This is a genomic window from Acidovorax sp. LjRoot194, assembly GCF_964253015.1.
Lineage (GTDB): Bacteria > Pseudomonadota > Gammaproteobacteria > Burkholderiales > Burkholderiaceae_C > Acidovorax.
Window position 1 is genome coordinate 4,335,955 of sequence record NZ_CAXUQB020000001.1, and the last position, 25,825, is coordinate 4,361,779.

At 67.3% G+C, this 25,825-nt stretch carries 18 protein-coding genes; 9 read left to right on the plus strand and 9 right to left on the minus strand.

Annotation, left to right across the window (positions count from 1 at the left end; all coding sequences use genetic code 11):
• Positions 1-110: 110 nt before the first annotated feature.
• Positions 111-3,368 carry an EAL domain-containing protein gene (locus ACSQ3N_RS19735; protein WP_056170439.1) on the minus strand — a complete coding sequence of 1,086 codons (3,258 nt, stop codon included), beginning with the start codon at positions 3,366-3,368 and terminating at the stop codon, positions 111-113.
• A 362-nt stretch (positions 3,369-3,730) separates the two neighbouring features.
• On the opposite strand from ACSQ3N_RS19735, the gene rpsU reads away from it, so the two are divergent.
• Positions 3,731-3,943, plus strand: coding sequence for a 30S ribosomal protein S21 (gene rpsU / locus ACSQ3N_RS19740; protein WP_007833691.1), 213 nt, complete (start codon positions 3,731-3,733; stop codon positions 3,941-3,943).
• A gap of 216 nt (positions 3,944-4,159) precedes the next feature.
• Positions 4,160-4,606: a GatB/YqeY domain-containing protein gene (locus ACSQ3N_RS19745; protein WP_056170441.1), complete on the plus strand. Its 447-nt coding sequence runs from the start codon at positions 4,160-4,162 to the stop codon at positions 4,604-4,606.
• A 114-nt stretch (positions 4,607-4,720) separates the two neighbouring features.
• On the opposite strand, the gene ACSQ3N_RS19750 is transcribed toward ACSQ3N_RS19745, so the two are convergent.
• Positions 4,721-5,716: a LysR substrate-binding domain-containing protein gene (locus ACSQ3N_RS19750; protein WP_235507424.1), complete on the minus strand. Its 996-nt coding sequence runs from the start codon at positions 5,714-5,716 to the stop codon at positions 4,721-4,723.
• A gap of 112 nt (positions 5,717-5,828) precedes the next feature.
• Here ACSQ3N_RS19750 and ACSQ3N_RS19755 point away from each other — a divergent pair, with 112 nt between their 5' ends.
• Positions 5,829-6,923, plus strand: a complete 1,095-nt coding sequence (locus tag ACSQ3N_RS19755; RefSeq protein ID WP_056170444.1) for a tartrate dehydrogenase — start codon at positions 5,829-5,831, stop codon at positions 6,921-6,923.
• A 128-nt stretch (positions 6,924-7,051) separates the two neighbouring features.
• The gene (locus ACSQ3N_RS19760) at positions 7,052-7,543 is read left to right on the plus strand and encodes a hypothetical protein (RefSeq protein ID WP_436147224.1); all 492 of its coding nucleotides are present in this window, start codon (positions 7,052-7,054) and stop codon (positions 7,541-7,543) included.
• Positions 7,544-7,633: 90 nt separating this feature from the next.
• Here the strand turns inward: ACSQ3N_RS19760 and ACSQ3N_RS19765 are convergent, their stop codons facing one another.
• Positions 7,634-8,248, minus strand: coding sequence for a DJ-1/PfpI family protein (locus ACSQ3N_RS19765; RefSeq protein WP_056170780.1), 615 nt, complete (start codon positions 8,246-8,248; stop codon positions 7,634-7,636).
• Positions 8,249-8,400: 152 nt separating this feature from the next.
• Between ACSQ3N_RS19765 and ACSQ3N_RS19770 the strand changes: the two genes are divergently transcribed.
• A complete protein-coding gene (locus ACSQ3N_RS19770) occupies positions 8,401-9,750 on the plus strand; it encodes a PLP-dependent aminotransferase family protein (RefSeq protein WP_436147225.1) in 1,350 nt (449 codons plus the stop codon).
• 124 nt (positions 9,751-9,874) lie between these two features.
• Here the strand turns inward: ACSQ3N_RS19770 and pmbA are convergent, their stop codons facing one another.
• Entirely contained in the window at positions 9,875-11,308 is a 1,434-nt protein-coding gene (gene pmbA / locus ACSQ3N_RS19775; RefSeq protein ID WP_436147226.1) for a metalloprotease PmbA, read from the minus strand.
• A gap of 64 nt (positions 11,309-11,372) precedes the next feature.
• Here pmbA and yjgA point away from each other — a divergent pair, with 64 nt between their 5' ends.
• From yjgA to ACSQ3N_RS19790, 3 genes are all read left to right on the plus strand, one after another.
• Positions 11,373-12,059: a ribosome biogenesis factor YjgA gene (gene yjgA / locus ACSQ3N_RS19780; RefSeq protein WP_436147227.1), complete on the plus strand. Its 687-nt coding sequence runs from the start codon at positions 11,373-11,375 to the stop codon at positions 12,057-12,059.
• On the plus strand, positions 12,052-12,681 hold the full coding sequence (gene mog / locus ACSQ3N_RS19785) for a molybdopterin adenylyltransferase (protein ID WP_436147228.1): 630 nt from the start codon (positions 12,052-12,054) through the stop codon (positions 12,679-12,681). Before yjgA ends, mog begins: the two co-directional genes overlap by 8 nt.
• 209 nt (positions 12,682-12,890) lie before the next feature.
• Positions 12,891-13,787, plus strand: coding sequence for a hypothetical protein (locus ACSQ3N_RS19790; RefSeq protein ID WP_436147229.1), 897 nt, complete (start codon positions 12,891-12,893; stop codon positions 13,785-13,787).
• A 43-nt stretch (positions 13,788-13,830) separates the two neighbouring features.
• On the opposite strand, the gene cysE is transcribed toward ACSQ3N_RS19790, so the two are convergent.
• Together cysE and ACSQ3N_RS19800 are read right to left on the minus strand one after the other, a co-directional pair.
• Positions 13,831-14,613, minus strand: a complete 783-nt coding sequence (cysE, locus tag ACSQ3N_RS19795) for a serine O-acetyltransferase (protein WP_436147230.1) — start codon at positions 14,611-14,613, stop codon at positions 13,831-13,833.
• A 35-nt stretch (positions 14,614-14,648) separates the two neighbouring features.
• Positions 14,649-15,443, minus strand: coding sequence for an RNA methyltransferase (locus tag ACSQ3N_RS19800; protein WP_436147231.1), 795 nt, complete (start codon positions 15,441-15,443; stop codon positions 14,649-14,651).
• Positions 15,444-15,625: 182 nt separating this feature from the next.
• Here ACSQ3N_RS19800 and ACSQ3N_RS19805 point away from each other — a divergent pair, with 182 nt between their 5' ends.
• Positions 15,626-16,603: an inositol monophosphatase family protein gene (locus tag ACSQ3N_RS19805; RefSeq protein WP_056170468.1), complete on the plus strand. Its 978-nt coding sequence runs from the start codon at positions 15,626-15,628 to the stop codon at positions 16,601-16,603.
• A 243-nt stretch (positions 16,604-16,846) separates the two neighbouring features.
• Here the strand turns inward: ACSQ3N_RS19805 and ACSQ3N_RS19810 are convergent, their stop codons facing one another.
• From ACSQ3N_RS19810 to ACSQ3N_RS19820, 3 genes are all read right to left on the minus strand, one after another.
• On the minus strand, positions 16,847-17,977 hold the full coding sequence (locus tag ACSQ3N_RS19810) for a response regulator (RefSeq protein ID WP_056170471.1): 1,131 nt from the start codon (positions 17,975-17,977) through the stop codon (positions 16,847-16,849).
• Positions 17,978-18,010: 33 nt separating this feature from the next.
• Positions 18,011-22,858, minus strand: coding sequence for a PAS domain S-box protein (locus ACSQ3N_RS19815; RefSeq protein ID WP_436147232.1), 4,848 nt, complete (start codon positions 22,856-22,858; stop codon positions 18,011-18,013).
• Positions 22,859-22,999: 141 nt separating this feature from the next.
• Positions 23,000-25,546 (minus strand): putative bifunctional diguanylate cyclase/phosphodiesterase, encoded by a 2,547-nt coding sequence (locus ACSQ3N_RS19820; RefSeq protein WP_436147233.1) that lies wholly within the window; start codon positions 25,544-25,546, stop codon positions 23,000-23,002.
• Between the last annotated feature and the right edge of the window lie 279 nt (positions 25,547-25,825).

The window sequence follows — 25,825 nt, forward strand, 5'->3', positions numbered from 1 at the left end:
CCTTCCCCCCGCTCTCGCAGCGCCAGAGCGCTGCGGGCAGGGGGACGACGCCCTCGCTGCGGGGCGGCCCTTGCTCGGCGTCCCTCGCCTGCGCAGCGCATGTTCGGCCGCTACGCCGTCGCAACCGCCCTCACTTGCAGCGCCCGCTGCTGCAACGCCCAGTCTTCCAGCTGCGCCACCGGCAAGGGCCGGCTGAAGTGGTAGCCCTGCAGCTCCTCGCAGTCGAGCACGCCCAGCACCTGCGCGGTGGCCAGGTCTTCCACGCCCTCGGCCACGATCTTGAGCCCCAGCGTGTGGCCCAGCGCGATGATGGCGCGCGTGATGGCCATGTCGGCGGGGTTGTTCAGCATGTCGCGCACAAAGGATTTGTCGACCTTCAGGCGGTCGATGTCAAAGCGCTTGAGGTAGGCCAGGCTCGAATACCCCGTGCCGAAATCGTCGATGGACAGTTGCACCCCCAGCGACTTGAGCGCCGCCAGTTGCTGCTCGGCCGCGTGGGCGTTGTCCATCAGTTGCGACTCGGTGATCTCCAGCTCCAGCCGGTGGGCGGGCATGCCGGTGCGGGCCAGCAGCGCCTCAATGTCGGGCACGAGCAGCGGGTCGGCCATCTGCGCGGCCGACAGGTTGACGGACACCGAGATGTCCGCCAGCGGGTGCCGGGCGCCACCAGTACCGCCACCACTGCCATCCCCCGCTGAGCGCGGCAGCGCCTGCCAGCGCGCCCACTGCTCGCAAGCCTGCTGCAGCACCCAGCTGCCGATGGCGCGGATCATGCCCGTCTCTTCGGCGATGGGGATGAATTCGCTGGGCGGTATGGCGCCGATGGACGGGTTGTTCCAGCGCAGCAGGGCTTCCACCCCCAGCAGGCGCCCGCCCTTGGCCGCCAGGCGCGGCTGGTAGTGCAGGCTCAGCTCGTGGCGCTCCAGCGCGCGGCGCAGGTGCTGCTCCATGGTCTGGCGCGCCAGGGCGCGCTGGTCGGTCTCCACCGAATAGAAGCGCGCCGCGTCACGGCCGGTGGTCTTGGCCTCGTACATGGCAGCGTCGGCGCGGCGCATGAGCTCGTCGATGTCGCCGCCATCCTCGGGGTACACGGCGATGCCCACGCTGCACGACACGTTCAGCTCGTGCCCCTCCACCGGGTGGCTCTGGCGGATGAGCGGGATCAGACGCCGCTCCACCAGCTGCTGCACGTCGTCGTGCCCGGCCACGTCGCGCATCACCACCACGAACTCGTCGCCGCCCAGGCGGCTGACGGTGTCGCGGCTGCGCACGGCCTGTGTGAGGCGCCCGGCCACCGAGCGCAGCAACCCGTCGCCGATGTGGTGGCCCAGCGTGTCGTTGATGGCCTTGAAGCGGTCCAGGTCGATGAACAGCACCGCCACCTTCTCGCCGGTGATGGGCGCCTGCGCCAGCGCCAGTTGCAGGCGCTGCACGCACAGCGACCGGTTGGGCAGCTCGGTCAGCACGTCGTGGTGCGCCAGGAACTGGATGCGCTCTTCGTTGAGCTTGCGGTCGGTGATGTCGATGGCGATGCCGATGTGGTTGGCCACGGCCCCGCCCTTGCTCTCGCGCACGGCAGACACCATGAGCCAGGCCGGGTAGGTCTCGCCGGAGCGGCGGCGAAACCGCACCTCGCCCTGCCAGGATTCCTTGTCGAGCATGGTGCGGCTGATCTGCGCCGACAGCGGCTCGCCGCCCGCCTCTTCCAGCAAGAAGCCCAGGTCCTCGCCGATGACCTCGTAGAAGTCGTAGTGCGTGCTGCGGCAGAACGCCTTGTTCACGCTGATGATCTGCTGCTCGGCGTTCATGATGATGATGCCCTCGGACGAGGCCTCGAACACCTTGGCCCACAGCTCCAGCCGCTGCTCCATGACCTTGAGCACGTTGATCGGCGTGAACGCCGTGAGCACCGCGTCGCGGCCCTGGAACTGCAGGCGCCGCGCCGACAGCACGGCCCACGAAGGCTCGGTGCTGCCCTTCCAGCGCACCTCGAACTCATCGACCGAGCCCTGGTCCGCCAGGCGCTGGAAGAACCGCGCCCGCACGCCGGGCTCCAGCCCCACGGCCCAGGGGTCGGTCTTGCGCCCGCCCAGCCAGTGGCCGGCCGGCGCGTTCGAATGCAGCACCTCGTGCTCGGGCACCGAGGTGACGACCATCGGGATCGGGAACGCCTCCACCAGCTCGCGCTGCGCCTCGGCCGCGCGGGCACTGGCGGCCAGCTCCTGCTGCAGCACGCGGTCGCGGTCGAGCTGCGAGAGCATCTCGTTGAACGCGGTGACCAGGCGGCCGATCTCGTCGCGGCTCGACCAGTGCGCGCGCAGCGTGTGGTCGCCGCTCTTGCGCACCTCGTCGGCCACGCGCGCCAGCTGCTGCAGCGGCTTGGCGATCTGCCGGGCCACCAGCGTCACCAGGCTCAGGATGCAGCCCAGCAGCACCAGCGCCGTGCCCAGGTGCAGCCACATGCGGGCAAACAGGCCCTCCACGCGGCGGTTGAGCAAACGCTCCAGGTCCGCAATGCCCACCGTCCACGCATCGCGCAGGGCACCGAGCACCTGGACCTGCTGCGTTTCCACCTGCGCCAGCGTCAGGCGCGACTCGCCGGACGCCACGCCCTGCAGCAGCGCCTGAAAACCCTCCAGCGACGTCTTCAATGCCTCGCGCTGGACCATGAGGGCAGTGCGCATCTCCGGCGACCCGGCAATGAACGCCTGGTTGTAGTCGGACTCGATGCCCAGCATCACTGCGTCGAGCCGCCCCACCAGCGTGAGCAGCTCCGACGACCATTGCGGCCCGCGCCCCGTGGGCGCCGCGTGAAGGAACACCACGGTGTCGTGCACCGCCTGCAGCAGCTCGGGAAACCGCAGCACCACCAGCGACATGCCGTAGTAGCTGTCCAGGTCCGGGTCCAGGATCAGGTTGGACTGGTTGCCCACCGTGGTGAGCAGCTCGCGCCCTTCGCGCAGCAACTGGCTGCGCAGCCGGGTCAGCGCGATGGTGTCGGTGGCCGGCGGCGGGCTTTGCACCAGTTGCTGCAGCACCGAACTGAAGCGTTCGCCCACATCGTGCGTGCGCAGCTGGTCGTCGTAGGCCTGGCGCACACCCGCCAGCCGCGTGAGGACATCGGCCACCACGGGCGGCTGCTGCTGCGGCGCGGCGAGGAACTGGCCCATCAGCCCATCGCGCAGCACGGCGGCGTAGGTGGTGCCCACGATCTCCTTGCGCGTGAAGTCGATGGCCACGTACTTCTCGTGGATCAGGATGCTGGAGACGTAGATCACCGCCGACAGGTCCAGCAGGTAGATGAGCATGAGCTTGCGGCCCACACTGAGGCGGCCCAGCCAGCCCGAAACGCGGTGCATGAATGCCATGGTCTTGGTGTCTGCGCGTGGCGGGCCCCGGTCAAGAGGGCCCGCGTTCGCGGTGAATGTTGCTGTTACAACATGAAGCAAATTCCACGCCACGCGGCGCCTTTGAGCCCGGCCCAGCAAGGTTCGGTGCGCTTTCCTTCTCCGCGTACAGGGTAGCCAATGAGCCGCCCGGGCACGTTGCGATCAGGGGTGCGCTCCAACTGCTTGCACTACTTGGCGGGACAAGGGCTATAATCTCCGGCTTTGCTGGCAATGCCCCGTCGGCCAAATACTAGTTACAGACGGGGAACCCGCCACACACGGCCTTCAGGCTCGATCTCCTGGAGTCCCTCTGTGGGCACATTTTGGAAACCATTTAGCTAATGACTACGATCCGCGTAAAAGAAAACGAACCCTTTGACGTCGCACTGCGCCGCTTCAAGCGCACCATTGAAAAGCTCGGCCTGCTGACCGACCTGCGCGCCCGTGAGTTCTACGAAAAGCCCACCGCCGAGCGCAAGCGCAAGAAGGCAGCCGCCGTGAAGCGTCACTACAAGCGCGTTCGCAGCATGCAACTGCCCAAGAAGCTGTACTAAGTACAACTTCGGCTTTGCCCCTCACCGGGCAGCCGCCAAACCCGCGCTAGGGACGCCAAGCGCGGGTTTTTGTTTTTTCGGGTCTGCACAAAGCCCCTCTGGCGTCGTTGCAGCGCCTTGCCGTATCGAGACTACTGTCTGCGGCGCTGCGCCTAGCCAGAGGGGCTTTGTGCAAACCCTCCTTCTCTGCCTGACTTAATAAAAAAGGAAGCTGCCATGAGCCTCAAGGAAAAGATCACCGAAGACATGAAGACCGCCATGCGCGCCAAGGACAGCGAGCGCCTGGGCACCATCCGCCTGCTGCAGGCCGCGATGAAGCAAAAGGAAGTGGACGAACGCATCGAGCTGGACGACGCTGCGGTCGTGGCCATCGTGGACAAGCTCATCAAGCAGCGCAAGGACTCCATCACCGCCTTTGAAGGCGCGGGCCGCCAGGACCTGGCCGACAAGGAAAAGTCGGAAATGGCCGTGCTGCAGGCCTACCTGCCCGAGCGCATGTCGGCCGACGAGACGCTGGCCGCCGTCAAGGCCATCGTGGCCGAGCTGGGCGCTGCAGGCCCCGGCGACATGGGCAAGGTCATGGGCGTGGTCAAGACCCGCCTGGCCGGCAAGGCCGACATGGGCCAGGTCTCTGCCGCCGTGAAGGCTGCGCTGGCGGGCTGATCGCAACGCGGTGCCACGGCGCCACGGCGCTGCGGCGCTGCGGCGCTGCGGGTGGCCTCGGCCATCCACTATCAAAATAATAGCTGCTAGCGCTTGATGGACAAGCGGTAGCGGCTATTTTTTCATCAAGGGCTGAGCGACCGCCGGGCCTGCGCCTGCAGACCCCGCCCCCTGTGCGTCCAAGACCTGCCCGCCTTGCGGCTGCACCTTGCCCCACTCCGTGCGGAAGTACTCCTCCAGAAACTCCACACACACCCGCACCTTGGCCGACCGGTCCAACCGCGTGGGGTACACGGCCCATACATTGGCCTCCTGGTACCAATCGGGCAGCACCTGCACCAGCCGACCAGAGCGAAAGTGCACGCCCACATCCCACAACGAGCGCAGCGCGATGCCGCGGCCATCCACGGCCCACTGCACCACCATCTCGCCGTTGTTGGCCGAGAGCGGGCCGCGCACCTTCACCGTCTCGTCCACCGCGCCGCTGCGCAGCCGCCACACACCGAACGGGTGGTCGCGCTCCTTGATCACCAGGCAGTCGTGGCTGGGCAGCTCGGCCAGCGTGCGGGGTGTGCCGTGGCGCGCGAGATAGGCGGGGGCGGCGCACAGCACCCGGTGGTTGTCGGCCAGGCGGCGGGCGATCAGGTGCGGCGCGATCTCGTCGCCCACGCGCACGTCCAGGTCAAACCCCTCGCCCGCCACATCCACCAGCCGGTCAAAGACCTCCAGCCGCACCTGCAGGCCCGGGTGCTGCTCCACCAGGCGCGACAGCGCAGGCGCCACGATCTGGCGGCCAAAGCCGAAGCTGCTGCTCACCCGCAGCTGCCCGCGCGGCTCGCGCCGGGTGATGGCCACCTCCTGCAGCAGCTGGTCCATGTCGTCCAGGATGCGCTGCGCCCAGTGGAAGACGCGCTCGCCCTCCTCCGTCACCGCCACGCGCCGGGTGGTGCGGTGCAGCAGCTTCACGGCCAGCTCCTGCTCCAGCAGGCGGATGCGCTTGCTCACGTACGCGGGCGAGACGCCCAGCTCCGTGGCCGCATCGCCAAAGCTGGCTTTGCGCACGACCACGGTGAACACGCGCAGGTCGTCGGTGGCCGGGTTTTTATGCACGATGTGTGAAGAATAAGAGCACAGTTGCCGGATTGTATTTTTTGGTGGCCTGCCGAACAATCCTGCTACACCCTGATTTTTTCTTCCTCTCTCCAGACCCAAAGGAACCCGCATGAGCACCAGCCCCACCTACAAGATCGCCGTCATCCCTGGCGACGGCATCGGCAAGGAAGTCATGCCCGAAGGCCTGCGCGCGGTGCAGGCCGCCGCCCAGCGCTTCGGCATCCAGCTCGAAACCACCACCATCGACTGGGCCAGCTGCGACTACTACGCCGCCCACGGAAAAATGATGCCCGACGACTGGAAGGCGCAGCTGTCGGGCATGGACGCGATCTTCTTCGGCGCCGTCGGCTGGCCCGCCACCGTGCCGGACCATGTGTCGCTGTGGGGCTCGCTGCTCAAGTTCCGCCGCGAGTTCGACCAGTACATCAACCTGCGCCCCGTGCGCCTGTTCGAAGGCGTGCCCTGCCCCCTGGCCGGCCGCAAGCCCGGCGACATCGACTACTACGTGGTGCGCGAGAACACCGAGGGCGAGTACACGTCGCTCGGCGGCATCATGTACGAGGGCACCGACCGCGAGATCGTGATCCAGGAGTCGGTCTACTCGCGCCACGGCGCCAACCGCCTGCTCAAGTTCGCGTTCGACCTGGCCCAGAGCCGCGCCAAGAAGCACGTGACCCTGGCCACCAAGAGCAACGGCATCGCCATCAGCATGCCCTGGTGGGACCAGCGCGCCGACGACGTCGCCAAGGCCTACCCCGACGTCAAGCTGGACAAGCAGCACATCGACATCCTCACCGCCCGCTTCGTGCTGCAGCCCGGCCGCTTCGACGTGGTGGCCGCCACCAACCTGTTCGGTGACATCCTGAGCGACCTGGGCCCCGCCACCACCGGCACCATCGGCCTGGCGCCCTCGGCCAACCTGAACCCCGAGCGCAATTTCCCCAGCCTGTTCGAGCCCGTGCACGGCTCGGCGCCCGACATCTACGGCCAGAACATCGCCAACCCCATCGCCATGATCTGGTCCGGCGCGCTGATGCTGGACTTCCTCACGCAGGGCCAAGGCGCAGGCCGCGCCGCGCACGATGCCATCGTGGGCGCGATCGAAGAAGTGCTCAAGAGCGGACCGCGCACGCCAGACCTGGGCGGCAGCGCCAACACCACGCAGGTGGGCGAGGCGGTGGCAGCGTTGGTGGCACGCAACTAAATACGCAGCGCGTTGGCTGAAATGCGGGCGCGCAGCCAGGCTTCAGGCAGCGCCAGCGAGCCGATCTGTGCGTTGGATGGCAGACTGCAGGCTTCGTGGCTGCTGCCACCTCTGGTCGGAGACTTGCCGTGAGCCTCAAGGCCCTCCCCCTGGTGCTGATCATTGGAGGACTCGTCTGGATCGGTGCCGAATATGCGGAGAACCGCAAGCGGCCTTCGCGGCTGAAGGTTCCTGCCGAAACCGAGCTGAGTACGGTGTCCGGCAAAGCCATCGACGCGCGCGTGATCGAGCGCAAGGCCCAGAAGAACGTGCTGGCCAGCCGCTTTTCCGAGCTGGACATCAAAAGCCCTGCCGGCGTGGTGACCGTGCGGGTGGGAGATCCCCATTCAGAGCGCGTGCTGGCCGGCTTGAGCGGAGAAACCGTCACGGCCAAGTACGACCCCAACGACGACAAGGCTGTGTTCAGCCTCAGTACACCCAGCCGGCAGGTCATCACCTACCGCGATACCGCTGCGTACAAACACAAGCTGGCCGAGTCGAACAGCGGCGGCTACACGGCCGGGTGGATCGCCGTGGCGCTGGGTTTTGCAGGTCTCTGGATCAGCCGCAAACTGCGGTAGCGCCCATCTGAATCTGATCCGCGCTGCGGCCCGCAGGCATCCGCGGTGCCGATGCGCAGACGCCAAAACCGCCACTGCCCATACTGCTACCTACGCAGCTTCAGGTTGAGGCAGATAAGCCCCCAGGTACTTCAGCGCATTCGCTACATAGGCCTCCTTCTCGCCCACCGGGGCCATGTAGTGCAGCGCGTCCGTGGCGGCCTTCAGGCCCTCGCTGCGGGCGATGATCCAGGCTGCGAGATAAGGCGATGCCAGACAGCCCCCCGCGGTGGCCACGTTGCCCTCCGCGTAGAACGGCTGGTTCAGCACATTCACCCCCGCCGCCTGCACCCACGGCTTGGTGGTGAGGTCCGTGCACGCCGGTACTGTGCCCAGCAAGCCCAGCCGGGCCAGCACCAGCGTGCCGGAGCACTGCGCGGCAATCAGCTGGCGCGCAGGGTCCAGCGCCAGCCGATCCATCAGCGCTGCGTCTTCCACCACCTCGCGTGTGCGCACGCCGCTGCCCACGATGACGGCATCGGCCGTGCGTGCCTCGTCCAGCAGCGACTGCGCGCGCACCGTTACGCCGTTCATCGACGTGACCTCCGGCGTGGGGCAGCACAGGCTCACGCGCCAGCCCGCGCGCTTGATGCGGTGCAGGATGCCCAGCGCGATGAGCGAGTCGAGTTCGTTGAAGCCGTCGAAGGTCAGGATGGCAATGTGCATGGGAGGTGCGCCGCAGCGGGCGTGTGGTGTGGGGTTGAAGAACAAAGCCCATCGTAGGCAAGCTGCCCCATACAATCAAAAAATTGTCCTGAGTACATCCCGCAGTCACGTACCGCCTATCGCGTACCGCCCTGCATCACACGCCGTGCCACATGACACCACCTTTGTTCCAACCCGTCGTGGACGACCTCGCTGCGCAGATTCGCGCAGGCCGTCTGCCGCCCGGCACCCGCCTGCCCACGCACCGCCAGCTGGCGCGCCAGCACGGCATCGCGCTGACCACGGCCACGCGGGTCTATGCCGAACTGCAGGCGCTGGGACTGGCCATTGGCGAAGTCGGCCGCGGCACCTTTGTGCGCGAGACCACTGTGCCTGCCGGCCAAGCCGTGGACCAGCAGGCCGTCGCGGCCGGGGTGATGGACCTGAACTTCAACTACCCATCGCTGCCTGGGCAGGCCCGGATGCTGGCCAGCGGCCTGCGCCGACTGGTGGCCGGTGGCGACCTGGAGGCTCTGTTGCGCTACGCCCCGCACGGCGGCCGCCAGCACGAGCGCGCGTGCGTGGCACACCATCTGGCCAGCGCACGCGGCCTGGTGGTGGACCCCGCCCAGGTGCTGATCGTGGATGGCGCACAGCACGGCCTGGCCGTGGCCTGCATGGCGCTGCTGCAGCCCGGCGATGTGGTGGCGGTGGACGCGCTCACCTACCCGGGGTTCAAGGCACTGGCCGGCATGCTGCACCTCACGCTGGCGCCGCTGCCCGCCACGGCAAATGGCACCGATGGCCCCGACCTGGACGCGCTGCGGCGCCTATGCGCCCGCCGGCGTGTGAAGGCCATCTACACCATGCCCACCCTGCACAACCCCCTGGGCTGGGTCTGCAGCGCGCAGTGGCGGCAAGAGCTTGCGGCCATCGTGCGCCAGCACGGGCTGGTGGCCATCGAGGACGCGGCGTACGCCTTTCTGGCCAAGGATGCGCCCCCGCCCCTGGCCACCTTCGCGCCCGAATCCACGGTGTACGTGTCCGGCCTGTCCAAAAGCGTGGCCACCGGGCTGCGCTTCGGGTTCACGGCCGCGCCGCCGCAGTGGGCACCGCTGCTGCAGCGCGCCATCCGCACCACCACCTGGAACACGGCGGGCGTGGTCACTGCCCTGGCCTGCGGATGGCTGCAGGACGGCACCGTGCGACGGCTGGAGGCAGAAAAGCGCCGCGACGCCACGGTGCGGCAGGCCATCGCATGCAAGGTGCTGGCCGGGCTGCCGCTGGTGGGCCACCCCGCGTCGTATTTCAGTTGGCTGCCCCTGCCCGAGGGCGTGCGCGCCGACCGCGTGGCGGTCGCGCTGCTGAAGAGCGGTGTTTCGGTATCTACCGCCGAACCGTTCGCCACATCGCGCCAGGTGCCCCACGCGGTACGGCTGGCACTGGGCTCGGTGGGACACGAGCCGTTGCGCGCGGCGTTGCAAACGGTGCGCAACGTGGTGGCGGACCTCACGGATCGCTGATGCGCCCCTGGCCATAGCGCGGCCATGAAAAAAGGCTCCGGCAGGTGCGGGAGCCTTTGGTCTTTGGCGAAAGCACCGTGGCACCGGACTCGCCGGCACTGCGGTGCACCAACGCATCAGCGCATCAGCTGCCGGCCACCTTCATCCGATTGACCAGCACCGACCCCACCGACTTGGCGCCGTAGTTGTACACATCAGCGCCCACCGCCTCGATGCCCTTGAGCATGTCCTTGAGGTTGCCCGCAATGGTGATCTCGTGCACCGGGAAGGCAATGCGGCCGTTTTCGACCCAGAAGCCGCTGGCCCCGCGCGAGTAGTCGCCCGTCACGTAGTTCACGCCCTGGCCCATGAGCTCGACCACGAACAGGCCGGTGCCCAGCTTCTGCAGCATGGCATCGAGGTCGTCGCCGGGCTGGGTCAGCCGCGACGTCAACGTCAGGTTGTGCGAGCCACCGGCGTTGCCCGTGGTCTTCATGCCCAGCTTGCGCGCCGAGTAGCTCGACAGGAAGTAGCCCTGCACGCGCCCGCCCTGCACCACCTTGCGCGGCGCCACGCGCACGCCTTCTTCGTCGAACGGCGAGCTGCCCTTGCCGCGCAGCACGAACGGGTCTTCGGCGATGTCGATGTGCTTGGGGAACACCATCTTGCCCAGCGAGTCGAGCAGAAAGCTGCTCTTGCGGTACAGCGAGCCGCCGCTCACGGCCTGCACGAAGCCGCCCAGCAGGCCTGCGGCCAGGGTCGACTCGAACAGCACTGGGCACTGCGTGGTGGGGATCTTGCGGCTGCCCAGGCGGCTCAGCGCGCGCTGCGCTGCGTAGCGGCCCACGGCCTCGGGCGATGCCAGCTCGGCCGCGTCGCGCATGGAGCTGTACCAGGCGTCGCGCTGCATCTCGGCGTTGCGACCGGGCAGCGAGGCAATCGGTGCCACCGAGAAGCTGTGGCGCGAGCTGGCGTAGCCACCCCGAAAGCCGCGTGTGTGGGCGCTGAAGAAGTGGCTTTGCTGCGCCGACACGCCCGCGCCTTCGCTGTTGGTGATGCGCCGGTGGGTCTTGAGCGCAGCGGCCTCGCATTCCATCGCCATTTGGGCAGCCTGTTCGCTGTCGACGGCCCAGGGGTGGAACAGGTCGAGGTCGCGGTGGGTGTCGGTGGGCGCAATGTCATCGGCGTCCGGCAGACCCGCCACCGGGTCTTCGGCCGTGAAGCGGGCGATGTCGTACGCGGCCTGCACCGTCTGCTCGATGGCCTTGTTGGAGAAGTCCGAAGTGCTGGCGTTGCCGCGGCGGTTGCCGATGTAGACGGTCACGCCCAGGGACTTGTCGCGGTTGCGTTCGACGTTCTCGAGTTCGCCCTTGCGCACGCTGACCGACAGGCCGCAGCCTTCGGATGCTTCGGCGCCGGCATCGGTGGCGCCCAGCGTCTTGGCATGCGCCAGGGCGCGGTCCACCAGCTCTTCAAAGAAGGGGCGGCTGTAGCTGAAGCCCGAGTCGGGAGTGCGGGGGGCGGCGGCTGCGGCAGCAGCGCCTGGCGCGCGCGCGGCGCTTTGGGAGGGTTTGTTCATAGCGACGGCTATGATACTTGCCGCTGTGGCGCGCGCTGCGCCACCTCCCATTTGCCCCCACCCCATGTCACGCAAACCCAAAAAAGGCTACTTTGTGAGAGGCCAGTTCGTTGCCGAAGGCAGCGAAATGGACATTCAACTCAAGGCCGAACTCAAAGGCACGCCGGATGCCAGCCGCACGGATATGAAGCGCGAAAGCGATGAACTTCAGGATCTGGGCAAAGACCTGCTGGGCCTGCGTGCAGACCTGTTCAACAACGTGGGCCTGCCCGACAAGCTGGTGGACGCCATGGCCGAGGCCAAGCGCATCACCAATTTCGAGGGCAAGCGCCGCCAGATGCAGTACGTGGGCAAGCTCATGCGCAAGCTCGACCCCCAACTGGTGGACGCTGCCCGCCAGGCGCTGGAAGTGCAGCGCACCGGCTCTGCGTCGGACAAGCTGGCCCTGCACCTGGCCGAGCAGTGGCGCGACCGCCTGATCGCCGACGACGACGCCCTGCCCCAGTGGATGGCCGAGCAACCCGGCACCGACACGCAGCAGCTGCGCGCCCTGATCCGCCAGGCCCGCAAGGATGCGCAACCGGCCGGCAAGGAAGCCAATGTCCAGGTCTCCCAAGGCCTGGCGCCGCGCAAGGGCCGTGCGTACCGTGAGCTGTTCCAGCTGGTGCGCGAGCACCTGGGCGGCGGTGCCGGCGACGCCGATAACCACGGCGACCTGGACAACGACGGCGACGAGGACGGCAATGACTGACACCCCCACAGGCACGGGCGGCGCGCCGCACGATGCCGTGCGCATCGGCATCGTGTCGGTCAGCGACCGCGCCAGCACCGGTGTGTATGAAGACAAGGGCCTGCCGGCCCTGCAGGACTGGCTGGCCCGCGCGCTGCACAACCCCATCGCGTTCGAGCCGCGCCTGATCCCCGACGAGCAGGAGCGCATCAGCGCAACGCTGATCGAACTGGTGGACACCGCGGGCTGCCACCTGGTGCTCACCACCGGCGGCACCGGCCCCGCCCTGCGCGACGTGACGCCCGAGGCCACGCTGGCCGTGGCGCACAAGGAGATGCCGGGCTTTGGCGAGCAGATGCGCCAGATCAGTCTCAAGTTCGTCCCCACGGCCATCCTCTCGCGCCAGGTGGCGGTGATCCGCGGCCAGAGCCTGATCATCAACCTGCCCGGCCAGCCAAAGGCGATTGCCGAGACGCTGGAAGGCCTGAAGGACGCCGAGGGCGCGCAGATCGTGCCCGGCATCTTCGCGGCCGTGCCCTACTGCATCGACCTGATCGGCGGGCCGTACCTGGAGACCCGGGATGCGGTGTGCAAGGCGTTCCGGCCCAAAAGCGCGGTGCGGCCGCCCAGGCCGGCGGCATAGACGCCTGCGCCCCAAATCCTTCCGACTGCCAGAACGACTACCCGCGCCAAGGCGGGCTCGTCGAACAATACCTGCCACTTCCGAACATGCCCATCTACCGTTGCAACCAATGCAGTTTCGTCTCGGAGGACGCCACAACCCCGGTGGGCACACGGGTCGCCTGCGGCCGTTGTGGCACGCCCAGCATGGTCTACGGCACGGTGTTCTATGTGGAAAAGCTGGTCGAGCGGTACTTTGCAGCCTTGCGGGAGGTGGCGGCGCTGCAGCAGGCAGACAAGCCGGTTGCGGCCGACAGCGGCGGTCCCGCACCCGTGGAGGACGCAGCGGCGAAGATCGATACGCTGGCAGGTATCGATCACAACAACACCACCGCGCTCGCCACGGCAGAACAGCATGCTCCGCTGAGCGCATGGTTTGCAGCGCGCCAGATCGAGGCCCGCTTCGACTATGCCTTGGTAGATACCAGCGGCTTCTTCGATGACGCCGCGAAGATGCTAGGTGAAGGCTACGAGCTGTATGCTGAGCTGATCGACCGCGTGCGGTTTGCCTACCGCAAGAGCCATGGTTGGGTGAATCTGGAGCTGGCCAACCTGTCGCAAAAGGACGCACAGGCCATCAACACACTGTGCCGCCAGCTCTACAGCCACACGTTTTTCTCGCGCTATCACTATCAAAAGCCCGAAAAGATCGTCAGGCTGACCTTGCAGACCGCCCCGGCCGTGCGGCAGTTCTTCGATGGCGGCTGGCTGGAGTGGTATGCCTTCATCGAGCTGCTGACGCAACTGCGCCAGCGCGGGCGCGCTGCCTCGTGCGCCCGAAGCGTCAAGGTTGTGTTCCCGAATGAAGACCTGCACGAGCTCGATGTCATTGCCCTGCCTGAAGGCCAGGCGCCGATCTGCATCGAATGCAAATCCGGCGAATTCCGCCGAGACATCGACAAATACTTGCGACTGCGCAAGCGACTGGGCGTGGACCGCAGCCGCTTCATCATTTGCGCCACCGACTTGAACGAGGAACAGGCCGCGGGCCTCACCACCATGTACGAGCTGACCTTTGTGACGCTTGGCTCACTGGGAAAGCACCTCAACGCACTGATCAAGGCGTGATCGAGTCCTGATCGTGGTCACGCCCTGACTGAGGGCCCCGGCGCTACTTGCCCACCAGCTCGTTGAACTTGCCCGCCTCGAACTGCTCCTTGATCGCCGCGTCGCAGGGCACGCAGTCCTGGGCCTGGTGCGATGAGGCGGAGAGCTTCTCGATGGCCTGCCACAAGAGCGCGATCTGGTGCTCCTGCGACGAGGCGTTGTCGATCAGCCCGCGCATGGCCTGCGAGAGCGGATCGTCCTCCTGCGTGATGCCGTAGGCCGTGAACTTGCGGGCCTGCTGGGGCTCGGTCACGTCGGCGCTCTCGCCTGCCTTGGACGGGATGATGCGGGCCGGAATGCCCACCGCCGTAGCGCCTGGCGGCACGGGCTTGATCACCACTGCGTTGCTGCCGATCTTGGCGCCGTCGCCTACCTCGAAGCCACCGAGCACCTTGGCACCCGCGCTGACCACCACGTCGCGGCCCAGGGTGGGATGGCGCTTGGCGCCCTTGTACAGCGAGGTGCCGCCCAGCGTCACGCCCTGGTAGATGGTGCAGCCGTCGCCGATTTCGGCGGTCTCGCCCACCACCACGCCCATGGCATGGTCGAAGAACACGCGCTCGCCGATCTTGGCGCCGGGGTGGATCTCGATGCCGGTGGACCAGCGCGCAAAGTGCGAGATGAAGCGCCCCGGCCACTTCAGGCCGTTGTTCCAGCACCAGTGCGCGGGCCGGTGCAGCCAGATCGCGTGCAGGCCCGGATAACAGGTGATCACCTCCCACGTGCTGCGCGCGGCAGGATCGCGGTCGAGGATGCACTGGATATCGGAACGCAGGCGGGCGAGCATCGGGTGTTTTCGTTATGTGTTTATGGCCGCACAGTCTATCGTTTTGACCCGCTGGCCTCGATCATCGATTTGGCGACACCTCGCAGGATGTGGATTTCTTCGGGGCTGAGCTGCGCGCGGTTGAAAAGCTGGTTAAGGCGCGGCATGAGCTTCTTGGGCGCGGCCGGGTCCAGAAAGCCGATGGCCGTGAGCGCCTGCTCCCAGTGGCCCAGCATGCCGGCCACCTGGGCGGCGTCGGCCAGGCTGCGCTCGGTGGTGGCGTCCTGCACTGCAAAGCCGCCCAGCGCCAGGCGCCATTCGTAGGCGATGACCTGGATGGCGGCGCCCAGGTTGAGCGAGCCGAAGCCGGGGTTGGTGGGGATGGAGAGCGCCACATGGCAGCGGTAGACGTCTTCGTTGGCCATGCCGAAGCGCTCGGAGCCGAAAAGGAAGGCCACGCCGGCCTGGCTGGCCGGTTTTGCATCCAGATCTGATGCTGTATCAGGCCCTACCGCTTGCTGCGACTGCGCTGCCAGCTCACTTTTCAGGAGCATCTCGAAGTGATCCCGGGGTGACGCTGTGGGCGGGCCGAAGTCGCGCGGGGTCATGGCGGTGGCGCACAGGTGGCTGATGCCATCGAGCGCCTCGTCCAGCGTGGCGACGATGCGGGCGTTGTTCAGCACGTCCAGGGCGCCGCTGGCGCGCTGGATGGTTTCCTCGCGCCGCAGCACGTTGGCCCAGCGGGGCGCCACCAGCACCAGGTCGTCGAAGCCCATGGTTTTCATGGCGCGGGCGGCAGCGCCCACATTGCCGGCGTGGCTGGTGTTGATCAGGACAAAACGGGTCTTCATGGCGCAGGAACGGTAGGAGCGCAACGGCGCAGAAAAGCCGTGCGTTAGGCAAAAAAAGGCGGTCCGGGTAAAATCCCGCCCTCATTGTCGCCGCCCGCATCGCCGGGACGGACCGACCCGCTCATGATTCGCAGGCCGCCACGCCCTTTTTGTGCCGGGCGCCCTGCTCACCACCACAATTTATGTCGTCCAATCTGCACCCCATGCTCAACGTGGCCATCAAGGCTGCACGCGCCGCCGGCGCCATCATCAACCGCGCGGCCCTGGACGTGGAATCGGTGCGGATCTCGCAAAAGCAGATCAACGACTTCGTGACCGAAGTGGACCACGCGTCCGAGAAGATCATCATCGAGACGCTGCTCACGGCATACCCCGGCCACGGCATCCTGGCCGAAGAATCGGGTACGGAATACGGCGCCAAGGATTCGGAATTCGTCTGGATCATCGACCCGCTGGACGGCACCACCAACTTCATCCACGGCTTTCCCGTCTACTGCGTCAGCATCGCGCTCGCCGTGAAGGGCAAGGTCGAGCAGGCCGTCGTGTACGACCCTAGCCGCAACGACCTGTTCACCGCCACCAAGGGCCGCGGCGCCTACCTGAACGAGCGCCGCATCCGCGTGAGCAAGCGCACCCAGCTCAAGGACTGCCTGATCTCCACCGGCTTCCCCTTCCGCCCGGGCGACAACTTCAAGAGCTACCTGAACATGATGGCCGACGTGATGCAGCGCACCGCCGGCCTGCGCCGCCCTGGTGCCGCCGCGCTGGACCTGGCCTATGTGGCCGCGGGCTTTACCGATGGCTTCTTCGAGACCGGCCTGTCGATCTGGGACGTGGCCGCAGGCTCGCTGCTGGTGACCGAGGCGGGTGGCTTGGTGGGCAACTTCACGGGTGAAGCGGACTTTCTGGAGCAGCGCGAGTGCCTGGCCGGCAACCCCCGCATCTACGGCCAGCTGGTGCCCATTTTGGGCAAGTACAGCAAGTTCGCGAGTGCAGGCGACAAGGCGGCGGTGCGCCAGGCGGCTGTAGCAGAAGGCGGCAGCGGTGCAGACCCGATCGATGAGCAAGAGCCTGCGGAAGCGGACAATGCTGGCAATGACGCCCAGGACAACCATGCAGCCAAGAATGGCGGCGGCAAGAGCGAAGACGCGCCTTTCTGACATCCGCAACCTGCAGCCTGAACCGTTCGGGCTGAGCCTGTCGAAGCCTTGCGAAGCGCTTCGGCAAGCTCAGCGTGAACGGTTTTTTGGTTTTGCGAGATCACTGCAGGTGAGCCTGCGGCCCTGGAGACATGGGCCTCTTGTCCCGCCCGCCCGGGCAGCCGGTGAAAAGCCCTCTTTTGTGCGGCATGCGTTCACTGGCCGCACAGCTTGCAGGCTGGCGCGCCACACCCTCACCAGCCATCAAGAAGGGTCAGGATACTTCTGCGCGATGTTGCGAAAGTCTTCCGCGATGTCCACGAACGCATCCACCATGTCCGGATCGAAATGCGTGCCCTTGCCGCGCACGATGGTGTTGCAGGCCTGGTCGTGCGAGAACGCGGGTTTGTAGACGCGCTTGCTGATCAGCGCGTCGTACACGTCCGCCACGGCCATCAGGCGGGCGGCGACAGGGATGTCCTCACCCTTGAGACCCTCGGGGTAGCCCGAGCCGTCCCACTTCTCCTGGTGGCTGTAGGCGATCTCCTTGGACACGCTGAGGAAGGCCACGCGCATGCCCAGGCGGCGCTCGGCCTCGTCGATGGCGTTGCGGCCCAGCGTGGTGTGGGTCTTCATGATCTCGAACTCCTCTACCGTGAGCTTGCCGGGCTTGAGCAGGATGGAGTCCGGGATGCCGATCTTGCCGATGTCGTGCAGCGGCGCCGACTTGTACAGCAGCTCGATCATGCGGTCGGTCAGCGCATGCTCGAAGCGCGGGTGGCTGCGCAGCCGCTCGGCCAGTGTCTTCACGTACAGCTGCGTGCGGCGGATGTGGTTGCCGGTCTCGTTGTCGCGCGTCTCGGCCAGCGAGGTCATGGCCATGATGGTCACGTCCTGGATGGCCTGCACCTCCAGCGTGCGCATGGCCACTTCGCGCTCCAGGTAAGCGCTCTTGTCGCGCAGGAAGTCGGCCGTGGCCTTCAGGGCCAGGTGCGTGTTCACGCGCGCCAGCAAAATGGGCGGGCTGATGGGCTTGGTGATGTAGTCCACGGCCCCCAGCGCCAGGCCCATGCGCTCGTCGTTGGGGTCCGAGCGCGCGGTCAGGAAGATCACCGGGATGTCCCGCGTGGCGGGCGATGCCTTCAGGCGGCGGCAGACCTCGTAGCCGTCGATCTCCGGCATCATGATGTCCAGCAGGATCAGGTCGGGCGGCGTGCCCGACTGCGCGATCTTCAGGGCCTTCTCGCCATGGTTGGCCACCTTCACCAGGTAGTGCTCGCGCAGCAGGCTGCCCATCAGGGTGAGGTTGTCGGGCGTGTCGTCCACCACCAGCACCGTCGCGATCGGCTTATCGACGAGTGCGGATTGCTGGGGGGCAAAGGGCGCGTTGTCCATGGAGTCGGGTCCTGCGTAGTGCTCTGCTCGGTGTCAATGAGCAGCGGGGTGTTCGGAGCCTGGCACCGCTGCCATGGCCCCCAAGGCCTGCTCGAAGTCGAAGTTGAGGGTGTGCACCTCTACCTGCGCAAACGCAGGTCCCAACGCAGACTTCAGCACAGGGCCATTGTGTTGTAAAAACTCGGTCGCCGCAGGGTCATCCTGCTCCAGCAGCCGGCGAAGGCGCTGTAAGGCATCTGCCGATGACAGCGCAGGCGCACCCGCTGCGGCCGGGGCCTCCAGAGCGGCGCGGGGCCCTGCCGCCGCCTGTTGCGCCCAGCTTTGCAGCGCCTGCAGCAGGGGCTGCAAGGCCGTGGCCAGCGGCACCAGCAAGGCTGTCACGCTGTCGCCCCGCTGGCCGCTGCGCAGTGCCTGCTCCAGCGCCTGGGCCTGGTCTGCCACGGCCTGGGCGCCGATGTTCGCCGCCACCGATCGTAGCGTGTGTGCCAGCCGCTCCGCCAGCACAAAATCGCCAATGGCCAACGCCTGCTGCACATCCCCCATCACCGATGCCTGGCCCTGGGCGAACCGGCGCAGCATCTCTGCGTAGAGCCCTGGCTTGCCCAGGGCGCGCTGCAGGCCCAGCACCGTGTCGAGCCCCGGGGCCACAGGCGGCACGACGGGGACCGTGGGGGTCGCCTCGCCGGGCGGCCTGGCGCCCGGCTCCTCCAAGCCCACCACCGCGGCCGGAGTCGGCGCCTTGCCCAGCCCGGGGCGCGGCCGTATCCAGCGAGTCAGCGCCGCCCACAGCGCGGCCGGTTCGATGGGCTTGGCCACATGGTCGTTCATGCCGGCGGCAAAGCAGCGCTGGCGGTCGGCCTCCATGGCGTTGGCGGTCATGGCCACGATGGGCAGGCGGGCAAAGCGCGGGTTGCTGCGCAGCTGGCGCGTGGCGGTCTCGCCGTCCATGATGGGCATCTGCATGTCCATCAGCACCACGTCGTAGGCCTTGCGTTCGATGCACTGGATGGCGGCCTGGCCGTTCTCCGCCACATCCACGGCAAACCCCGCCTCCTGCAGCAGCTCGACCGCCACCATCTGGTTGAGCTCGTTGTCTTCCACCAGCAGCACCCAGGCGCCGCGGATCGCCAGCGGCAGCTCTTCGGCAGCGGGCGCCGGGGTGACCATGCGGCGCGCACTGAAGGTGGAATGCTCCTGGGGCTGCATCAGCGTGTCGAACAGCAGCGATGCGTTGACCGGCTTGATGAGCACCGTCTCGATGCCCTGGGAGCGCGCTGCGCGCATCACGTCCTCGCGGCCGTAGGCGGTGATCATCAGCATCTTGGGCACCTCGGCCATGCCCAGGCCGCGGATGTGGCCCGCCAGCTCCACGCCGTCCATGCCCGGCATGTGCCAGTCGAGCAGTAGTAGGCCGAACGGGCGGCGCTGCGCCATCGACTCGCGCAGCCGCTCCAGCGCCTCCAGCCCGGAATGGGCCTGGTCCACCTCGAACCCCATGGCCTGCAGCATGTCGGACAGGACCGTGGCGGCGGTCTGGTTATCGTCCACCACCAGCACGCGCCGCCCGCGCAGGTCGGGCGGCGGCAGCAGCACGCGGGCCGGTGCGCCGCGCTCCAGCGGCAGCGACACCCAGAAGGTGGAGCCTTTGCCGAATGCGCTGTCGGCCCCCACCTCGCCGCCCATCAGCTCGGCCAGGCTCTTGCAGATGGCCAGGCCCAGGCCCGTGCCGCCGTAGCGGCGGGTGGTGGAGGTATCGGCCTGCTGAAAGCTCTGGAACAACCGCCCCATCTGCTCGGGCGTGAGGCCGATGCCGGTGTCGCGTACTTCAAAGCGCAGCATGACGCGGTGGCCCGCGGCCTCCAGCAGCCGCACGGCGATGCTGATCTCGCCGTTGTCGGTGAACTTGATGGCGTTGTTGGCGAAGTTGATGAGGATCTGCCCCAGCCGCAGCGAGTCGCCCACCAGGTTGGGAGGCACGTCGGCCGCCACGTCGCACACCAGCTCCAGGCCCTTGGCGCCCGCCTTGTAGCCCACCACGTCCGAGACGCTCTCGAGCATGCGATCGAGCACGAAGGGCTGCTTTTCGACCGTGAGCTTGCCTGCCTCGATCTTGGAGAAATCCAGGATGTCGTTGATCACGCCCAGCAAGTGCTGGCCGGCCTGCTGGATCTTGCTCACGTAGTCGTGCTGGCGGGGAGACAGGCCCGATTTCAGCGCCAGATGCGACATGCCGATGATCGCGTTCATCGGTGTGCGGATCTCGTGGCTCATGTTCGCCAGGAAGTTGGACTTGAGCGCGGTGGACTCCTCGGCCAGCTCCTTGGCGCGGCGCAATTCTTCCTCGGCGCGCTGGCGGTCGGTGATGTCGACGAAAGTGCCGATGGCGCCGCCCGGCGATCCGTCCGGCCGCGAGAAGCCGTGCAGCCAGAACAGCGTGTGGTGGATCTTGCCGTCGGCGTATGGCATGTCCACCTCTTTGTGCACCGACTGCACGCCGTGCAGCGCCTCCTGCGCGTCATCGTCGAACTGCGCACGCTCGCTCTGGGGCAAAAAGGTCAGGTCCATCACCGTCTTGCCGATCAGCGTCTCGCGCTGTACGCCGAACGACTGCTCGTACGCGCGGTTGAAGCCGATGTAGCGGCCGTCCGCGCCTTTGTAGAACAGCGGCACCGGGATGGCGTCGATGAGCGCCTGCTGGAAGTCGAGCTGCTCGGCCACCTGGGCCTCCAGCACCTTCTGGTCGTGGATGTCCACGTTGACACCCACCACCCGCACGGCCTTGCCCGCCGCGTCGCGGAAGATGCGCGCTGCCGACAGGAACCAGCGCGCCTCGCCGTCGGGCCGCACGATGCGCCACGAATCGCGCAGGTGGGTGTCGCTGCTCGCCAGGCACTGGCCGAAATGCTCCAGGGCGCGGTCGCGGTCCTCGGGGTGCAGGCGTTCGGTCCAGTCGTGCCGGTTGCGCAATTGGTCGCCGGGTGGCAGGCCCAGCATGGACACCAGCTTTTCGCTCCACAGCACCTGGTCGGTCATCAGGTCGATGTCGAACACGCCTATCTTGCCGGCCTCCTGCGCCATCTCCAGGCGGTCGCGGGCCTGCTGCACGGCCAGCTCGGCGCGCCGCTGCTCGCTCACATCCTCGATCACCCAGATCGACGCGGTCTTGAACCCCTCCATCTGCAGGCTGCGGCCTGCCAGGCGTGCTTCGAAGCTGCTGCCGTCCAGGCGGCTCAGTGCGGCCGTCTCGCGCAGCGCTTCGCCAGCGGCCAGCCCCGGGCCCACGCGGGCAAAGAACTGTTCGGCAGCCGCAGGGGTGCCAAAGAGCCGCGACATACTCATGCCCAGCAGCTCCGACGCCTCGCCCCCCATCAGCTCCACGAAGGACGGGTTGAACTGCCGGAAGTGCCCGTCGCACACCAGCAGGATGGGCGGGGCGTTGTCGAAAATGGCGGTCTGCTGCTCCAGCAGCTCGTTGAGCAGGCGCTCGCGCCGCTCCAGCTCCTTGTGCGACTGGATGCGCTCGGAGACGTCTTCATGCAGGCCCACGATGCCGATGCGTTTGCCGTTCTCGTCGAGCACCGGCGACAGCGTGGCCTCGTCGTGGTAGGTGCTGCCATCCCGGCGCCGGTTCACGAAATGGCCCTGCCAGGACCGGCCCGACAGCAACGTGGACCACATCGCCTGGTAGGTTTGGGCAGGCGTCTGGCCGCTGGCCACGATGGACGGTTTCTTGCCGCGCACCTCGGCCAGCGAATAGCCCGTGTTGCGCTCGTACTGGGTGTTGACCCAGTCGATGCGCCCTTCCCCATCGGTGATCACCACCGACACCGGGCTGGTTTGCAGCGCAGCGCCCAGCAGCCTGAAGCGCTCGAGCGCAGCCGCCACCCGCGCCCGGCTGCGCAGCAGATCGAGCAGCAACAGGCCCAGCAAGAACAGCAGCACGAACGTGGCCCCGCCCACCTGGATGCGCTGGGTGGGCGTCATCAGCGCGCTGATGTCGTCCAACACCACCAGTTGCCAGGGGCCTCCCGGGTCCTTCCAGTCGATGCTGCTGCGGCTGAGCGCATAAGTCACGCCGTTCAGAAGCACTTCCTTGGCATCGGGAGAGAAAGGGAGCGCGGACGCCACGCCGTTCTCGAAATGGTTGCCGAACTGGCGTGTCGCGCGGATCGCGTCGATGCGTGCCTGGGTGAGCGGCGGCGCCACCGCAAACTGCCACTCGGGCCGGGTGGACGAGAACGCCACACCCTGTGGCGACAGCAGCACCGACGGCAACTCGGTGCGCCTGAGCAATTCGTCCACCACCTCGAAGCCCACCTTGAACATCACTACGCCGATGATCGAGCTGGCCGGCGTGTCGCGGTCGTACAGGGGTGCGGCGTAGTACAGGCCGCGCTCCTGCGAATTGCTGCCAATGGCTGCGTAGACGCTCACCGCGCCCTCCACCGCCTGCTGGAAATACGGGCGATAGCCCAGGTTGATGCCGGTGGAGCGGGCGCCGGCCGTTTCGTGCGCCACCACCGTACCGTCGACCGACATCACGTACACACCATTGACCAGGAACCGGCCGCGGGCCACGCCCAGCCGGCTGAGCGCTTCAGGGTGGTCGGGTGGCAGCTTGCCGGTGGCCATGTCCTTGAGCAGCGGCTCGCTCAGGCCCAGCAGCGACACGGCACCGAGCATGCTGCCGCCGGTGGTCTGGCTGATCAGCAGGTCGGAGGTCTGCTGCAGCTGGCGGGCCCGGTCTTCCTCACGCTCGCCTGCGCGCCAGTGCACAACCCCTTGGACCACCAGCCAGGCGCCGAACATGGCCAGCACCGCCACCAGGGCCAGGCCCCGCTTGCCGGGGGCATTGCTGTCGAGCACTTTGTCCAGAAACATGCCAACACCTCCGCCCGCGCGCTTCACACCCGGCCCCTGCCCGTTAGCGGACACGCATCACTGCGGTGTGTGCACCTCTTGCACTGCCAACTGGCGCCGGGCGCGGACAAGCGCCATCGTCGTGGTGCGCGCAGCGCTGCGTCAGCGTGTGGCAAACAAAAAGGCATCGATGTCCTCCACCGGCCCGGGCCGCCCAAACAAGTACCCCTGGAACCCCTCGCACCCATGCAGCCGCAAGAACCCCAGCTGCCCCGTCGTCTCCACCCCCTCTGCCACCACCTCCAGGTCCAGGCTCTTGGCCAGCGCCAGAATGGTCCGCACAATCGCCGCGTCGTTCGGGTCCGACAGCACGTCCCGCACGAAGCTCTGGTCGATCTTCACCTGATCCAGCGGCAGCCGCTTGAGGTAGGACAGGGATGAATAGCCGGTGCCGAAGTCATCCAGCGCAAACCCCACGCCTTCGCTCTTGAGCTGCACCATGCGGGCGATGGTGTCTTCGATGTCCCCCAGCAGCAGGCTTTCTGTGAGTTCGAGCTTGAGCCTTCGGGGGTCGGCCCCGTGCTCCCTCAGGGTCTGCAGCACTTCGGCCACGAAGCCTGGCTGGCGGAACTGGCGGGCGCTCACGTTCACCGAGATGGACAAATGCGCCGTCTCGATGTGCTGGCCCCAGCGCTGCAGCTGCGCGCAGGCGGTCTGCAGCACGTACTGGCCCAGTGGCAGGATGAGCCCGGTCTGCTCGGCCAGGGGGATGAAGTCGCCCGGGCTGATCATGCCGCGCTGGGGGTGGCGCCAGCGCACCAGGGCTTCGGCGCCCAGCAGGGTGGCCTGGTGGTCAACCACGGGCTGGTAGTGCACCAGCAACTCGCCCCGCGCCAGGCCCTGGCGCAGGTCGGCTTCCAGGTTGGAGCGGGCATTCACTGCGGCCTGCATGTCCGGGTCGAAGAAGCGCTGGGTGTTGCGCCCGGCGGCCTTGGCCTGGTACATGGCCAGGTCGGCGCGTTTCAAGAGTTCATCCACCGACAGGCGTTCGTCGCCAAAGAGGGTGATGCCGATGCTGGGGGTGCTGTAGTGCTGGGCGCCGTCGAGTTCGAAGGGCTGGTTCAGGTGGGCCAGCAGTTTCTCGGCCACGGTCTCGGCCTGGGCGGCGGCTTCGGCCAGGTCCGGGGACAGGGCTTCGAGCATGACGACGAATTCGTCGCCGCCGAAGCGGGCCACGGTGTCCGCCTCGCGCACGCTGCCCACCAGGCGGGCGGCGACCTGGGACAAGAGCTGGTCGCCCATGTCGTGGCCCAGGGTGTCGTTGAGGTCCTTGAAGTTGTCGAGGTCGATGAACAGCAGGGCGCCCAGGTTCCTGGTGCGCTGGCAGGCAGCGATGGAGCGCTGCAGGCGGTCGAGCAGCAGGCGGCGGTTGGGCAGGCCGGTGAGTGCGTCGTAGAAGGCCAGGCGCTCGATCTCTTGCTCTGCGCGCTTGCGGTCGGTGATGTCCATGGTGAAGCCATGGGAGACCACCGTGCCGTCCGGCTCGCGGTGCGGAATGGCATTCGTCATGTGCCAGCGGATGCTGTCATCTGGCATGCGCACGCGGTATTCGCACTGCCAGGGCACGAGCTTGCGCACCGAGGTGATGGCAGACTTCTGCACATGCGGCAAGTCTTCGGGCAGCACGCGCAGCATCAGCACTTCGTGGTCGGCCGTCACCTCGTGCGGCTCCACCCCCATGAACTCGCGCACCGCATCGCTGATGTACTGCACGCTGGTGGTGCCATCGGCATGCAGGCGGTACTCATAGATGAAGCCCGGAATGCGGCTGGCGATGCGCTGGATGAACAGCAGCTGCTCGCGCAGCTGTTCGGCCGCGCGGTGTTCGTCCGTCACGTCCTGCACCACGCCCATCACCACCTGCACGCCGTCGCGCGGCAGCGTGCGCTGCACGCGCGAACGCATCCAGCGCACCTCGCCGTCGGGCCGGCGCCAACGGTACTCCACGTCCAGGCCCTGGCCGCGCTCGCGCACCTTGTCGAACACGCCGCGGTCCTCAGGCAGGATGCCGCTCACGGCGCGCTCCGGGTCCACCCACTCCTGCTGCTCGAATCCCGCAATGTTGCACAGGCCGGGCGACCACAGCAGCACCGTCTCGCCCGGGTCCTCGATGCGGCGCCAGTGGCCTGCACGGGCCAGGCTTTCCATGGTGTTGAAGACGTCGGTCTGCTCGCGCAGTTCGCGGCGCACTTCTTCCAGCGCGTGCTCGGCGTTGGCCAGCGCGGCACGCAGGGTCTCGGCCTCGGTGGCGTCGCGCACCGTGACGACGATGCAATCGTTGGTCACGCGGCGTGCGGACAGGTCCCACGCCAGCAGCAGGCGGCCGGCTTCGCGCACGACCTGGCGGCACTCCAGTGGCGCCCCCACCCGCACCACGCCCTGCAGCTGGTCCAGCAACTGGGTGCCGGCCAGCAGGTCGAACACCTCACTCGCGTCAGCGCCGGCGTGGCGCACGGCGCCCAGCCCCGGCATGCGGCGCGCCGCTGCGTTGGCGGCCAGCAGCAGCAGACGGCCGCCCTGCAGCCGGAACTCCATCAACGCTACCGGCACCGCATCCACCAAGGCCTGCAGGCGCGCCTGCGCCATGGGCTCGATGGCCCCTTCGCCAGCGGGAGCCAGAAGGTCGGTCAGCAGTTCGGACGAAATCACGGTCGGTCGAAACCTCTGAGAGAAGGGGAGTCTGCGCACGCGAAACGGCACGGCGCAACGCCCTGGCGGCCACTGCGCCAGGCCATGTCACAGCATACAGGCAAGAGTATGTCAAAACGTAACGCCGGGGCAAACAGACGTGTAACCGCGTGAGGGGAAACCCCAGGGGGTTGAATGGCTGGCCTCACTGCATGTCCGAGACGTTAGAGCGCTACATACCCACGATGCGCCAGTACAGGTCAGCGACAGGGCATGCGGTTGTCGATCAGTGCCACTGAC

Coding starts and splice junctions, on each gene's coding strand:
- yjgA (WP_436147227.1), top strand. CDS start 11,373: ATGTCACGCAAACCCAAAAAAGGCTACTTTGTGAGAGGCCAGTTCGTT.
- ACSQ3N_RS19815 (WP_436147232.1), bottom strand. CDS start 22,858: ATGTTTCTGGACAAAGTGCTCGACAGCAATGCCCCCGGCAAGCGGGGC.
- ACSQ3N_RS19735 (WP_056170439.1), bottom strand. CDS start 3,368: ATGGCATTCATGCACCGCGTTTCGGGCTGGCTGGGCCGCCTCAGTGTG.
- ACSQ3N_RS19745 (WP_056170441.1), top strand. CDS start 4,160: ATGAGCCTCAAGGAAAAGATCACCGAAGACATGAAGACCGCCATGCGC.
- mog (WP_436147228.1), top strand. CDS start 12,052: ATGACTGACACCCCCACAGGCACGGGCGGCGCGCCGCACGATGCCGTG.
- pmbA (WP_436147226.1), bottom strand. CDS start 11,308: ATGAACAAACCCTCCCAAAGCGCCGCGCGCGCGCCAGGCGCTGCTGCC.
- ACSQ3N_RS19810 (WP_056170471.1), bottom strand. CDS start 17,977: ATGGACAACGCGCCCTTTGCCCCCCAGCAATCCGCACTCGTCGATAAG.
- rpsU (WP_007833691.1), top strand. CDS start 3,731: ATGACTACGATCCGCGTAAAAGAAAACGAACCCTTTGACGTCGCACTG.
- ACSQ3N_RS19765 (WP_056170780.1), bottom strand. CDS start 8,248: ATGCACATTGCCATCCTGACCTTCGACGGCTTCAACGAACTCGACTCG.
- ACSQ3N_RS19800 (WP_436147231.1), bottom strand. CDS start 15,443: ATGAAGACCCGTTTTGTCCTGATCAACACCAGCCACGCCGGCAATGTG.
- ACSQ3N_RS19770 (WP_436147225.1), top strand. CDS start 8,401: ATGACACCACCTTTGTTCCAACCCGTCGTGGACGACCTCGCTGCGCAG.
- ACSQ3N_RS19805 (WP_056170468.1), top strand. CDS start 15,626: ATGTCGTCCAATCTGCACCCCATGCTCAACGTGGCCATCAAGGCTGCA.
- ACSQ3N_RS19755 (WP_056170444.1), top strand. CDS start 5,829: ATGAGCACCAGCCCCACCTACAAGATCGCCGTCATCCCTGGCGACGGC.
- cysE (WP_436147230.1), bottom strand. CDS start 14,613: ATGCTCGCCCGCCTGCGTTCCGATATCCAGTGCATCCTCGACCGCGAT.